We start from the raw sequence: 12213 nt of genomic DNA, 5'->3' as shown, positions 1-12213 counted from the left end.
TGCGCTCGCCATCGCAGAACCGCCCGTGGCGACTTCGAAGAGCTCCACCGGTGGATCAACGACCATAAGTTGAAGATATTGGGTGCGAGGAGTTGGACGTCTGGCAGCGTTCCCCGCCACTGAACCGTGATTGGCCGCCCGCTTGCGGTGTTTAGCGTTGTCTCGCGGCAGGCGCAGACACCGCAACGGGCCGAAGAACAGAATGACGGTGGGAACTGCACCAGCGCTCGACGTCCGTCCTCAGCTCACTGCACGCAAGACCGCTCCTACATCTTCGTCGGTGCGCACCGACCCACCGGCCGCGTGCGCGCTCCCATGATGGGATGCATCGCACAGCACGGAGAAATGCAATGACCTACAAGACAGCGACGTCAGTGACCGACCTGCCCCACAGCGCGATCCAGATCACTTCGCCCAGCATTGCCGACGGGCGCATCCAGCAGGTGCATGCCAAGGAGAGCCACGGCGGCGAGAACCGGGCGCCGGGGTTGACGGTGCATGGGCTGCCCGAAAGTGCACGCTTCCTCAGCATCGTCGCCGACGACCCTGACGCACTGAAGCCCGCGGGCAAGGTGTGGGTGCACTGGAACGCCTTCAACATCCCGGCACGCGGCGAGCGGGTCGATATCGCGCCGGGCGCGCAGCTCGACGGCGACCTCGGAGCCACCTCGGGTGGCGGCCGCGGCTGGGAAGGGATGGCACCGCCCGACGGCGAGCACACCTACCGATTCGCGGTGTTCGCCTCCCGCGACCCGATCCAGGTCGATCTCACGCGCCCCTGGACCATCGAGGATTTCGAGCGTGCCTATGGCCACAAGACGCACCGCAAGGCGATGATCGAAGGCCGGTTCGGCTGAGAGCGTCGGAGGCGCGCCGGGCGGGTCCGCGCCCGGCCTTGGGCGCCGGTGCATCTCAGCGCGCGCAGGACCTCGGCTTGCCCGTCCCTCGGGTCGACTCGCGGACGTTCCACCGCGGCATCAGTGCCGCTCCAGCGCAGCACGGACGGCCCGAAGTTTTTCAGCCTCAGCGGAAAGCCGCCGCCAGCACCTCGTCCGCCGAGCGGCCGGGCCGGGTCATAGCGGCCTGGTAGTCGCGTGCCTTCTGCTCGGAGACGCGTTCGCGCACCAGCTCCAGCCGGTCATCGACGGTGTCGCCGAAGACGATCTTGGCCAGCACCACCAGCAGCTCGAGGCACAGGACGAGCACGAAGAAGAGCCCCCACGCCAGCAGCGCGGCCGGGCGTTCCTCCGTGTACTGGCGCAGCGCCTCCAGCCGTCCCAGCAGGCCGGCCTCGCGCACCGAGGCGGGCTGCACCTGGATGGCCGCCAGCCTGGTGCGCCGCTCCTCGCGCAGCGCCCGCAGGGCCGCATCGGCCTGCTTGTACTCCTGCTCCAGGCGCGAGGCGCGCTCGCGCAGTGCCTTCGCAATCGGGCCCACGCCCGCGGTGCCGCTGCCGCAGGCGCCGGTGGCCTCGCACACGGCCTCGTGCTCGGCGCGCAGCCAGATCTGGTGGCGCGCGTCCACCTGCGGCTGCAGCGTGGCGATGCGGGCGTCGAAGTCGGTCGTGGCCCGCGTGAGTTCCTGTGCCTTCAGGTGCTGCACGATCTCCTTTTCGAAAATGACCAGGTCGATCACCGACGCGCCGAGCAGGGCCACCACCAGGCCCAGGAAGAAGCGGCCCAGGCTGACCCAGGCGCTGCGCGGCGTCGCGATCACCAGCCGCTCCACCAGGTACACCAGCGCACCGGCGCAGCAGGCGACAGCCAGCGACGAGAGCGGGCCCTGCTCGAAGATTTCCCGGCAGATCAGGAAGGTGCTTGCGAACCAGAGCAGCACCGGAATGTGGATGGCCAGCCCGAAGGCGAGCGCCCGGTCCAACGTGGACTTGTGCAGGTGAGCGATGCGGCGGGGGTCTTCACCCGCCATGCGACAGAGGTAGTTGCGGGAGATCACGGCATCAGGAGCGCATCAGCGCATCGAAATCGGTGGCCTCGGCCAGGCCGCGCCGAAAGCCCATTTCATAGCGGGTCAGTGGTTCGCTCACCCAGCCTGCATGGCTTGCGGCGAGCTCGCCCTGCTGCTGGTAGGTGGCGATCTCCTGGCGCACGTAGTCGCAGGCGGCGCGCAGTCGCGCGCTGGTTGCATCGCACACCCCTTCGACCTCGAGCTGCTTGTCCTGCAGGCGCGCGAGCTTGGAACGGCTCTGTCGCACCAGCAGCTCCAGCAGGTTGCGAAAGCGCGAGACCAGCTCTGTCTTTCCGAGCTGCAAGGCGTCACGGGTGCGCAACTGCGCGCCGTGGTGGCGTCCGATGGCAAAGTGGTTCTCGTGCAGGAATGCCTCGAGTTGAGGCGGCTCCAGCGTGCCGCCCGTGCTGCTGGTCGTGCCTGTGGTGCCCGTGGAACCTGCGTGCGCCTGCGGCGCTGGTTGCCTGTCCCAGGCGGGAATGCCCTCGGGATAGATCACGTTGTCCGCAGCCTGCGGCTCGATGCGCGGGTCGGCCGCCTGCGCGGGCTCCGTTGGCTGCGGCCAGCCAGGCGCCTCCAGAACCGCTGCGGAATCGAGCGTCTGCGATGGGTGCGGCCGCACCGCGTCCATCGGCGGCCAGTCGGTTGTGAACGCGGGATTGCTCTCCGGCGACTGGCTCCACAGCTCCCACCACTTCTTCGCGACGTTCTGCATATGCGTGCACCTTTCACAACGCGCCCACCGGACGTCGGGGCACTTGCGGTGCTGCGAGAGTAGGTCAGCGGAGGGCCGCCGCCCATAGTCCGTCCGGACCATGCGAAGTTGCTGCTTCGCGCGGCCGTTCGCGAGGCCCGTGTCCCGCGGCTGCGCAAGCCTTTTGGCCCGCTGTGGAGCGCGTCTGTGGGAGACTCGCGCCATCCCCACCCCCATCCCCATCCGCTCCGAAAGGCACCGCGCGATGCCCATCGCCTGGAAACTCCCGCGCGTGCACGCGCCGACCGCCGAAGGATCCGTCGAGCCCAGCGGAGTCGGCTGGTTGCGACTGCTGCTGTTCCTGTCGATGGCGGTTCCGCTGGTGCTGCTGGCGGCGTTCGCAGCGTATCGCTACGAACAGATGCAGGACGAGGCGGAAATGCGCTTGAAGCGCGCCCTGAGCATCGCCCACGAGCACGCGCTCGGGGCGCTCTCGGTCAACCGGGCATTGCTGGAACACGTCCGCGCACTGGCCGAACCCGCACGGCAGCTCGATGCAAGCCGCCGCAACGAGCTCGCCAGCCAGTTGCAGCAGCTGGTGAGCGGTCAGGCGCAGGTCCATGCCATCCAGGTGCGCGACGAGACCGGCCGCGTGATTGCCGCGAGTACCGGGGCGGGCGAAGCGGCTGACGGGCTTGGTTCCGCGCACCCGCCGCCGCATGAGGGAGCGGGCGCAGGCGGCCCGCTCTTGTCCGAGCTCGGGCCGCCGGGACGCTCGGGTGAGCGCCTGTTCGACATGAGCCTGGCGCGCCAGGGCACGGGCGGTCGTGCCGCAGGGGTGGTCTTGGTGAGCGTGCCCTCCAACTATTTTTCGCAGTTCCACGCGACCTTGGCTGACGAGGAGCCGGGCGTGGCGGTGACGCTGTTCCGTGCAGACGGCGCCGTGCTCTCGCGCTGGCCACCCCTGGCCGGCGCGCCTGAGCGGATGTCTCCGCGCGGCGAAGTGCTCAGCCGCGTGCTGGCGGGGGAGAGAAGCGGCACGGTGCGCAATGTCTCCTCACTGGACCAGCAGCGACGCCTGATCCTGTTCAAGCGGCTGGGCGAATTCCCGGTGTACATCGGGGTCGGTCGCGAGTTCGGGGCGCTGAAGACCGAGCTGCGCCGCGAGCTGTTCCTGCTGGCGCTGGTCGGTGCCGTTCCGGTCCTTGGCATTGTGTTCACCGCCTGGCTCGCGATGAAGCGCACCCGGCAGGCTCTCGGCGCTGCCGCGCACCTGCGGTCCGAATCCGAAGCCCGCCGCCAGGCAGAAGAGGCGCTGTTCCAGTCCCAGAAAATGGAAGCCCTCGGGCGCTTGACCGGCGGCGTAGCCCACGACTTCAACAACGCTCTGATGGTCATCAGCGGCAACCTGCACCTGTTGCGCCGCACCGCGCCAGAGGCTGCGCGACGCTATCTCGACGCGATCGGCCGGGCCGTGGAATCGTCGGCGCAGCTCACCCGGCAGCTGCTCGCGTTTTCGCGCCGCCAGGCGCTGGCGCCGGAAACAGTCGCGTTGCAGGAGCGGCTTCCCCCCATGCGCGACCTGCTCGCGCCGACCCTCGGCGCCCGCGTGGCCTTGTCGATCCAGGTCGCGCCGGACACCCCTGCCATCCGGGTCGATCCGGCCGAGCTCGAGCTGGCCCTGATCAACCTCGCCGTGAACGCACGCGACGCCATGCCGCAAGGCGGGCGCTTCGAACTGCGCGCGGGCCCGGCGCCGGCATCCGAGGGCGGGACCGATGACTATGCGTGGGTGCTGCTGGAAGCGAGCGACACCGGCCTGGGCATGGACCCGGAGACCGCGCTCAAGGCCTTCGATCCCTTTTTCACCACCAAGCCCGCAGGCAAGGGAACCGGGCTGGGCCTGAGCCAGGTGTACGCCCTGTGCCAGCGTACCGGCGGCCACGCAGACATCCGCAGCACGCCCGGCCAGGGCACGACGGTGGCGATGCGCCTGCCCGCCAGCGGCGAGGCCTTGCCGCAGGCACAGCAGCCCCAGACTGCGCACGCGGCCCTGCGCCGGCGCGTGTTGCTGGTCGAGGACAACCCGGATGTCGCGCGCGTGGTGCAGCCGGTGCTGGAGCAGATGGGATGTTCGGTCGTGCATGTCACGGCCGGCGCCGCGGCGCTGCAGGCCCTCGAGAGAGGCGCCGAGCGCTTCGACACGCTGTTGTCCGACGTCGTGCTGCCCGGCGGACTGGACGGGCGCGCGCTGGCCGTGGCCGTGCGCCATCGCCATCCCGAAATCGCCATCCTGTTGATGACGGGGTATGCCGAGCAGATCCAGGACATCGACGCGCAAGGATTTCGTGTGCTGCCCAAGCCCTTCACCCCGGAGTCGCTGGCCGATGCGCTGGCAGGGCTGGGGGCTGCAAGCACGGCCTGAAGGCGCCGTGCGTAGCGGCGCGGAGGCAGGCGCTCAGTGGGCGTGCTGGTCCGCCTCGAGTTTCAAGCCCAGCATGCTGATGATCGGGCCGTCCATGGCGCGCACGATGAGCACGGCCGAGCCGAGCTGCACGGCGTCGCCGACCACCGCAGGCTTGCCCAGATGCTGCTGCAGCCAGTCGCCGGCCTGCAGGTGGGCATCGGGAGGCACGGGCAGTCCGTAGAACTCGCACACCGGCCCTATGGGCGCCTGCGCATCCAGCACGAAGTCGCCGAACACGGCGCGCCGCAGAGGCTCGTCCTCGCTGTCGGGCAGCGCCACGCCGAGCCGCCGTCCCGCCCAGGCGATGGAGGTGCCCTGCAGCGTGAGCGAGGCCAGCACCACCACGAAGGCGACGTTGAACAGCAGCATCGAGTCGGGCACGCCCGCCAGCAGCGGGAACACCGCCAGCACGATGGGCACCGCGCCGCGAAGCCCCACCCACGCGATGAACCAGACCTCGCGCGCCTGGTAGCGAAACGGCAGCAGGCAGGCCCACACGGCGACCGGGCGCGCCACCAGCATCAGCACCGCGGCAAGGCCCAGCGCCGGCAGGCCGGTGTCGAGCACGCGCGATGGCGTCACGAGCAGCCCCAGCAACAGGAACATGCCGGCCTGGGCCAGCCAGGCGTATCCGTCCATCGCCGAGAGTGCACCGCGCACACGCTCTGGCGCGCGATTGGCCAGCATCATTCCGAAGACATACACCGCGAGAAATCCCGAGCCGCCGAGCAGTCCGGTCGCGGCGAAGACGGTGAGTCCGGCCGACACGAGCATCAGTCCGATCACGCCGGGGTCCGCATGCGGCACGCGGTTCAGGACGACGGCCATCAGGTAGCCGGCGCCGACTCCGCCGAGCACCCCGAGTCCGAACTGCTGCACGAAGCTGCCGGCGATCGCCAGCGCATCGACCGTGGTCCCTGCCTGGGGCGCCACGATGATGGTGATGAACATCAGCGTGAGGAAAATCGCCATCGGATCGTTCATGCCGGATTCGATTTCCAGGGTGCTGCCCACCCGCTCGTTCAGCGTCACGCCCGAGCGCTTGAGCAGGGCGAACACCGCTGCGGCGTCGGTCGATCCCACGATGGCGCCGAGCAGCATGCCGTGCAGCAGCGGCAGCTTGAGCAGCGCCGCCGCCGCCACCCCCGTGAGGGCGGCGCACAACGCGACCCCGAGCGTCGCCAGCAGCAGGGAGGGCTTGAGGCCGACGCGGAAGGTGGAGAACGCGGTGCGCAGGCCGCCGTCGAGCAGGATCACCGCCAGCGCGACGTTGCCGACCCAGAAGCTCAGCACGAAATCGTTGAACTGCAGTCCGCCGAGACCCTGCTCGCCCGCGACCATGCCCGCCACCAGGAACACGAGCAGGAACGAGATGCCCCAGCGCGTGGAGAACAGTCCCAGGGACACGCTCACCAGCGTCAGTGCTGCGGCGATGGAAAGGGGGATGTTGACGAAGTCCAGTGCGGGGCCCCGGTGGTGGAAGAAGGCGAAGCGGCTGCCGAATGGAAGCCGGGCAATCGTATCCGAGAGCGGTCCGGCCACGGGCTGACCGGCCGGTGGTGGACGCCGCTGGATACCGCCGCACCATCACCGGGTAAGCCGTGCGGATCTCTTTGAGCCGGAGCTGAAGAGAGGCCACGCGCCGAAGGTCGTGGAAGGCTGCAGGAGCCGTTCTCCGCGCGGATGTACCGGGTGGCTGGCGTGCGCGCCGTACCGTGCACCTCGGTGCCGGGCTGCGGCGGCGCGCGCGGGACAGCTCCCCGACGCCCTCGCGTGAAGCTCGCTCGTGTCAGCTCGTGTCAGCTCGCGCAGCGGCGAGCGCGCGAGGAGGCGCGTGCTCGCCGCCGGCCGCCGACCTTGCGCGGGCGCGGCCCCTCACTCGGCCTTGAAGCCCGAAGCCTTGATGGGCGCTTCCCAGCGCTTGAGGTGCGCCGCCTGGGTGCGCGCGAGTTCGGCGCCGCTGGCGTGGCTGGCCACCAGGCCGAAGCCGGCGATGCGCTCCTGCACCTCCGGGGCGCGCAGCGCGTCGGCGACCGCGCGGTCCAGGCGCGCGACCAGCTCGGCCGGCATGCCGGGCGGGCCGTACAGCCCGAAGAAGGCGTCGGCCGCGACATCGATGCCCGCTTCCCTGAGCGTGGGCACGTCGGGCAGCGCACGCGAGCGCTGCTCGCCGGTGACGGCCAGGATGCGAACCCGGCCGGCCTTGTGGTGCTCCAGCGTTTCGGACGCGGTATCGACCATCAGCGGCACCTGCCCGCCGATCAGGTCCTGTGCGGCGGGAGCACCGCCGCGGTAGGGCACATGCGCCATCGGCACGCCGGCCGCCTGCCCGAGCAGCTGGCCGGCGAAGTGCGGCACCGTGCCGGCACCCGAGGTGGCGTAGTTCGCCTTGCCGGGGTTGGCCTTCATCCAGGCGAGCACGGACTTGAGGTCGCCGGCGGGGGCGCCGGGGCCGGCGGTGACGGCGAAGTCGAAGGTGGTGACGCGTGCCACCGGCGTGAAATCCTTGATCGGGTCGTAGCCCAGGTTCGAGTACAGCCAGGGCTGGATCACCAGCGCGCCGCTGGGCGAGAGCACCAGGGTATGGCCGTCCGGCGTGGCCCGCTTGACTTCGCCGAGCGCAACGCGCCCGCCCGCGCCGGGCTTGTTGTCGATGATCACGTTCTGCTGCAGCGACACGCGCAGCTTCTCGGCCAGCAGCCGGGCGATCACATCGACCGAGCCGCCCGGCGGGAAGCCCACCAGGATCTTGAGGGTGCGCTCTTGTGCGAGCAGCGCGGGCGCTGTGAGGCTGGCCACGGTCAGGGCGGCGAAGTGTCGGCGTTTCATCGGGAGGTCTCCTTGTGGGTGCTGGAAGTACTCGGGGTGCTCGGGGCGCATTGCGGCGGTGCAGTGGTCTGGTGCCGGAAATGCCTTGCGGCGGTGAAGGCCGCGGGCAGGGTTCTCAGGCGGGGTCGGTCCGTGCAGCGGCGGCTGGGCGAGCGGCGGCGAGGGCCGCCAGCACGCGCTCGTTCTGCTCGGGCAGGCCCACGCTCACGCGCAGCCAGCCGGGCAGTCCGTAGGCCTGCAGCGGCGACACGGCGATGCCCTGCTGCAGCATGGCTGCGTGTACGCGTGCGGCGTCGCCGACCTCTACCATCACGAAGTTGCCGGCGGACGGAGGACAACGCAGGCCCAGCGCCTGGCAACCGCGGGCGAGCTGGTCGCGCCCGGCCACATTCAGGGCATGGCTGCGCGCGAGGAAATCGGTGTCTTCCAGGGCTGCGGTGGCGGCGGCCAGCGCGGGGGTGGTCACGTTGAAGCGGGGCCGCAGCGCGTTCAGGCGCCCGCCGAGTGCCGGCTGCGCGACCCCGTAGCCCACGCGCAGCCCGGCCAGCCCGTAGGCCTTGGAGAAGGTGCGCGCGACGATGAGCCGGGGAAAGCGCCGCACCCAGTCGATGCTGTCGTAGCGCTGCTGCGGGGTGAGGTATTCGGTGTAGGCCTCGTCGAGCAGGACGCTCACCTGCGGCGGCAGGTGCGCGACGAAGTCGAGCAGCTGCGCCGGATCGATGAGGTTGCCGGTGGGGTTGTTCGGGTTGGCGATGTACACGAGCCGTGTCTGGCCGTCGATGGCGGCGCGCATGGCGGCGAGGTCGTGGCCGAAGTCGGCGCCAGCGGGGACCTGCACGTGGCGCGCGTGCACGAGGGTCGCGGCCTGGCCGTAGACGACGAAGCCGTACTGCGACGAGACGATGGCCTGACCCGGAGAAACGAGTGCCTGGGCGGTGAGGGTGAGGATTTCACTGGAGCCGCTGCCCAGCGTGAGCCAGTCGGGCGCGACCCCGAGCCGCTGCGCGAGCACTGCGCGCAGGCGTGCGCCCGTGGGATCGGGATAGCGGTCGGAGCCGGCCAGGGCGGCTGCGGCGGCTTCGCGCGCGCCGGAGGGCATGCCCAGCGGGTTCTCGTTGGCAGCAAGTTCGAGCAGCGGCCCGGTGGCCTGGTCGGCAGTGGAACGGGCGCCGTCTTGCGGGGTGGAGGAAGCGGTAATCATTTAAGAAGTTAAATATGCCGTGCTCCACGCGAGGGCGCGATGGGAACAACCCGGAGGAGGCGGGACCATCGCAGTCGCGGCGCGCTTGCCGCTGGCGACCCGTCGGCTCTCGTGCCGCGACTCTCAATCCTCGAGCCTCGACCCGCTCGACCTGCTCGACCCGCTCGACGCCCGCGACCCCACTCCGCGGCACGCGGACTCGTGATCCGTCGCCGGCCCGCAGCCTCCCTGTTCGGCCCGATGGCCCTGTCGCCGGACACGCCCGCGCTTCGTATCATCGCGCCGGGCGGCTGCATCGGCCGCCACGGCACGTCGCGGAGGTCGCATGGTGATTCTTGTTCTGGGCCTGGTCCTGTTCCTCGGGGCGCACTCCGTGCGCATGCTGGCCGACGGCTGGCGCTCGGGTGTCATTGCCCGGCGGGGAGAGGGCGCGTGGAAGGGCGTGTACTCGCTGGTGTCGATCGCGGGCCTGGCGCTGATCGTCTGGGGTTACGGGCTCGCGCGCCAACAGCCGGTCCTGCTGTGGAACCCGCCGCGCGGCATGAACCATCTCGCTGCGCTGCTGATGCTCGTCTCTTTCGTGCTGCTGGTGGCCGCCTACGTGCCGCGCAACGGCATCAAGGCGCGGCTGGGCCACCCCATGTTCGCCGGTGTGAAGGTCTGGGCCTTTGCGCACCTGCTGGCCAACGGCACGCTGGCCGACGTGGTGCTGTTCGGCAGTTTCCTGGTGTGGGCGGTGCTGGGCTTTCTGGCCGCGAAACGGCGGGACCGGGCAGCCGGCGTACAGCGTGCGCCCGGGAACGGTGGCGCGACGGCGGGAACCCTGCTGCTGGGGGTGGCATTCTGGGCGCTCTTCGCCTTCTGGGCACACGCCTGGCTGTTCGGCGTGCGCCCGCTCGGGGCCTGATGCGCGCCCGCGCCGAGCGCATGCAGGGATGCGTGCGCTGGCAGGCGCTGCGGCACGGGGAGAGTGGGAAAGCGCGGCGAACGCGTCAATCGCCGCCGGTTCGGCGCGAGCCGCGCCCCTCCCCTGCAGCGTCCGCGCCGCGGCGCGACGCGGACTGCTGCGGACGGGCGGCTTCGGTGTCCGCACCGTGCGCCGCCGGGCGGCCGCGCCCGGTGCGTGCCTGCAACTCGTCGATGCGCCGCGAGGCCTGGGCCTTGGAGAGGTTCGCGTCGAAGTCTGCGTGCGCCTCCTCGCTGAGTGTCTTCAGGTAGGAGCGCTGCGCCCCGGTCATCGGTTCGTCGCCGGTGACCCACTGCGAGGGATCCTTTTCCATGTTGGACTGTTCGGCCAAGGCCTGCGTCTGCTTGTCGGTCATGTGCTGCTCCTGCCATTGGTACGGGCTGTAGATATCCACAGTGTCTCGGGGCATGGGCTTGCCGGCTGTAGTCCGCCGCCGCATGTGCGCGCACCTCGTCGCAGCGGCTTGCATCTGCGAACGGGCGCCGCCCCGGCCCCGAACTTGTCCGACAGTCGTCGCAAGGGCCGCTTCCCAGAATGGACCGACACCCACTCGCATGGCGGCACTCCGTGTGCCGCGGAAAGGCAGACATGAGCAAGAAGCACGACTTTCTACGCAACGAGCAAAGCCGGGACAAGCATCCCGACTCCGAGATGGTCGGCAGCGCAGCCTCCGTCGAGGAGCAGGAGCGGCGCGCCAGTGTCCAGAACGTCAGCCCCCAGGATCGGCAGGAGCCGAACCAGGGCAAGTACGGCAACGATCACAACAAGATGGGCGAGCAGACGCCGACCCAGACGAACCAGGGGCAGCGCACGCCGCAAAGCCGGAACGACCGCGACAACGTCAACGGGGGGACGAACGTGGTCCAGGCCCGCACCGGCGGCAAGGGAGCGGGCCGCGGGTCCCGCGGCGGCAACGTGGGCGGCAGCCCCAGCTGAGGGGCGCGCGAGGACTGCCGGTGCGCCCGGCGCGGTCCAGGTTCGTGGACCGCTGCCGCAGCGGTTAGCGCGCGTCCGGCAGTTCGATCTTGACCTCGAGCACTTCCAGATTGTCCTGGCGCTCGAGCTGGACCTTGATGTCGTTGGGATCGATGCGGATGTACTTGCTGATCACCGCCACCAGGTCGCGCTGCAGGTCCGGCAGGTAGTCCGGCTCGGCCGCATTGCGGCCGCTGCGCTCGTGGGCCAGGATGATCTGCAGCCGCTCCTTGGCGACACTGGCCGTCTTCTTCTTTTCACCGAGCAGGAAGGAAAGGAACGACGCCACTGCTTACCTCCCTCCGAACAGACGCTTGAAGAAGCCCTGCTTCGTCGCATCGACGAAGCGCAGGGGGCGCTCTTCGCCCAGGAAGCGCGCGACGATGTCCTGGTAGGCCTCGGCTACGTCGGTCCCCTTGAGGTGGACGGCGGGCGTGCCCTGGTTGCTGGCCTGCAGCACCGACTCGCTTTCGGGCACGACGCCGATCAGCTTGATGCGCAGGATGTCCTGGATGTCCTCCAGCGAGAGCATCTGCCCCTGATCGACCCGGTTGGGGTTGTAGCGGGTGATCAGCAGGTGTTCCTTGATGGGCTCCTTGCCCTCGATGGCCCGCTTGGTCTTGCTCGAGAGCATGCCCAGGATGCGGTCCGAGTCGCGCACCGAGGAGACCTCGGGGTTGGTGACCACCAGCGCCTCGTCGGCGAAGTGCATGGCCATCAGTGCGCCGGTTTCGATGCCGGCGGGCGAGTCGCACACGATGAATTCGAAGCCCATGCCGGCCAGGTCGGCCAGGACCTTCTCGACGCCTTCCTTGGTGAGGGCTTCCTTGTCGCGCGTCTGCGAGGCGGCCAGCACGAACAGCGTGTCGCTGTTCTTGTCCTTGATGAGGGCCTGGTTGAGGGTGGCTTCGCCGTGGATCACGTTGACGAAGTCGTACACCACGCGGCGCTCGCAACCCATGATGAGGTCGAGGTTGCGCAGGCCCACGTCGAAGTCGATCACGCAGGTCTTGTGGCCGCGAAGAGCCAGGCCGGAGGCGAAACTGGCACTGGTGGTGGTCTTGCCCACCCCTCCCTTGCCGGATGTCACAACGATGATTTTTGCCATGTCGGGT

12 protein-coding genes are annotated in these 12213 nt (G+C 69.8%); 4 read left to right on the top strand and 8 right to left on the bottom strand.

Annotated elements, in window-relative coordinates; genetic code table 11:
* Window positions 1-350: 350 nt before the first annotated feature.
* Window positions 351-857 (top strand): YbhB/YbcL family Raf kinase inhibitor-like protein, encoded by a 507-nt coding sequence (locus WG922_RS09875; protein WP_340282385.1) that lies wholly within the window; start codon window positions 351-353, stop codon window positions 855-857.
* 166 nt (window positions 858-1023) lie between these two features.
* On the opposite strand, the gene WG922_RS09870 is transcribed toward WG922_RS09875, so the two are convergent.
* Together WG922_RS09870 and WG922_RS09865 are read right to left on the bottom strand one after the other, a co-directional pair.
* Window positions 1024-1926, bottom strand: coding sequence for a DUF4407 domain-containing protein (locus WG922_RS09870; RefSeq protein ID WP_340282384.1), 903 nt, complete (start codon window positions 1924-1926; stop codon window positions 1024-1026).
* 31 nt (window positions 1927-1957) lie between these two features.
* Window positions 1958-2680 (bottom strand): hypothetical protein, encoded by a 723-nt coding sequence (locus tag WG922_RS09865; protein ID WP_340282383.1) that lies wholly within the window; start codon window positions 2678-2680, stop codon window positions 1958-1960.
* Between the two features lie 244 nt (window positions 2681-2924).
* Here WG922_RS09865 and WG922_RS09860 point away from each other — a divergent pair, with 244 nt between their 5' ends.
* Window positions 2925-5084 (top strand): ATP-binding protein, encoded by a 2160-nt coding sequence (locus tag WG922_RS09860; RefSeq protein ID WP_340282382.1) that lies wholly within the window; start codon window positions 2925-2927, stop codon window positions 5082-5084.
* A gap of 33 nt (window positions 5085-5117) precedes the next feature.
* Here WG922_RS09860 and WG922_RS09855 read toward each other — a convergent pair whose 3' ends face one another.
* The 3 genes from WG922_RS09855 to hisC form a co-directional block, all read right to left on the bottom strand.
* The gene (locus WG922_RS09855) at window positions 5118-6668 is read right to left on the bottom strand and encodes a potassium/proton antiporter (protein WP_340282381.1); all 1551 of its coding nucleotides are present in this window, start codon (window positions 6666-6668) and stop codon (window positions 5118-5120) included.
* Window positions 6669-7001: 333 nt separating this feature from the next.
* A complete protein-coding gene (locus WG922_RS09850; protein ID WP_340282380.1) occupies window positions 7002-7955 on the bottom strand; it encodes a Bug family tripartite tricarboxylate transporter substrate binding protein in 954 nt (317 codons plus the stop codon).
* Between the two features lie 115 nt (window positions 7956-8070).
* On the bottom strand, window positions 8071-9156 hold the full coding sequence (gene hisC, locus WG922_RS09845; protein ID WP_340282379.1) for a histidinol-phosphate transaminase: 1086 nt from the start codon (window positions 9154-9156) through the stop codon (window positions 8071-8073).
* A gap of 325 nt (window positions 9157-9481) precedes the next feature.
* Between hisC and WG922_RS09840 the strand changes: the two genes are divergently transcribed.
* A complete protein-coding gene (locus WG922_RS09840; protein WP_340282378.1) occupies window positions 9482-10063 on the top strand; it encodes an NnrU family protein in 582 nt (193 codons plus the stop codon).
* Between the two features lie 85 nt (window positions 10064-10148).
* Here the strand turns inward: WG922_RS09840 and WG922_RS09835 are convergent, their stop codons facing one another.
* On the bottom strand, window positions 10149-10532 hold the full coding sequence (locus tag WG922_RS09835; RefSeq protein WP_340282376.1) for a DUF3072 domain-containing protein: 384 nt from the start codon (window positions 10530-10532) through the stop codon (window positions 10149-10151).
* 179 nt (window positions 10533-10711) lie between these two features.
* On the opposite strand from WG922_RS09835, the gene WG922_RS09830 reads away from it, so the two are divergent.
* Window positions 10712-11059 carry a hypothetical protein gene (locus WG922_RS09830; RefSeq protein ID WP_340282375.1) on the top strand — a complete coding sequence of 116 codons (348 nt, stop codon included), beginning with the start codon at window positions 10712-10714 and terminating at the stop codon, window positions 11057-11059.
* Window positions 11060-11123: 64 nt separating this feature from the next.
* Here the strand turns inward: WG922_RS09830 and minE are convergent, their stop codons facing one another.
* Both minE and minD read right to left on the bottom strand, forming a co-directional pair.
* Window positions 11124-11387 carry a cell division topological specificity factor MinE gene (minE, locus tag WG922_RS09825; protein ID WP_340282374.1) on the bottom strand — a complete coding sequence of 88 codons (264 nt, stop codon included), beginning with the start codon at window positions 11385-11387 and terminating at the stop codon, window positions 11124-11126.
* A gap of 3 nt (window positions 11388-11390) precedes the next feature.
* Window positions 11391-12206 carry a septum site-determining protein MinD gene (gene minD / locus WG922_RS09820; protein WP_340282373.1) on the bottom strand — a complete coding sequence of 272 codons (816 nt, stop codon included), beginning with the start codon at window positions 12204-12206 and terminating at the stop codon, window positions 11391-11393.
* Window positions 12207-12213: the final 7 nt, after the last annotated feature.

Source organism: Ramlibacter sp. AN1015 (assembly GCF_037726105.1).
In the GTDB taxonomy this organism is placed as follows: domain Bacteria; phylum Pseudomonadota; class Gammaproteobacteria; order Burkholderiales; family Burkholderiaceae_C; genus Ramlibacter.
Note: the sequence above shows the minus strand (reverse complement) of the source record. Positions and strands in the feature narration are given on the sequence as shown.

What these genes read in the sequence shown, in the direction of transcription:
- WG922_RS09870 (WP_340282384.1), bottom strand. Translation starts at nt 1,926, where the DNA reads ATGGCGGGTGAAGACCCCCGCCGCATCGCTCACCTGCACAAGTCCACG.
- WG922_RS09835 (WP_340282376.1), bottom strand. Translation starts at nt 10,532, where the DNA reads ATGCCCCGAGACACTGTGGATATCTACAGCCCGTACCAATGGCAGGAG.
- WG922_RS09860 (WP_340282382.1), top strand. Translation starts at nt 2,925, where the DNA reads ATGCCCATCGCCTGGAAACTCCCGCGCGTGCACGCGCCGACCGCCGAA.
- WG922_RS09865 (WP_340282383.1), bottom strand. Translation starts at nt 2,680, where the DNA reads ATGCAGAACGTCGCGAAGAAGTGGTGGGAGCTGTGGAGCCAGTCGCCG.
- WG922_RS09830 (WP_340282375.1), top strand. Translation starts at nt 10,712, where the DNA reads ATGAGCAAGAAGCACGACTTTCTACGCAACGAGCAAAGCCGGGACAAG.
- hisC (WP_340282379.1), bottom strand. Translation starts at nt 9,156, where the DNA reads ATGATTACCGCTTCCTCCACCCCGCAAGACGGCGCCCGTTCCACTGCC.
- minD (WP_340282373.1), bottom strand. Translation starts at nt 12,206, where the DNA reads ATGGCAAAAATCATCGTTGTGACATCCGGCAAGGGAGGGGTGGGCAAG.
- WG922_RS09875 (WP_340282385.1), top strand. Translation starts at nt 351, where the DNA reads ATGACCTACAAGACAGCGACGTCAGTGACCGACCTGCCCCACAGCGCG.
- WG922_RS09840 (WP_340282378.1), top strand. Translation starts at nt 9,482, where the DNA reads ATGGTGATTCTTGTTCTGGGCCTGGTCCTGTTCCTCGGGGCGCACTCC.
- WG922_RS09850 (WP_340282380.1), bottom strand. Translation starts at nt 7,955, where the DNA reads ATGAAACGCCGACACTTCGCCGCCCTGACCGTGGCCAGCCTCACAGCG.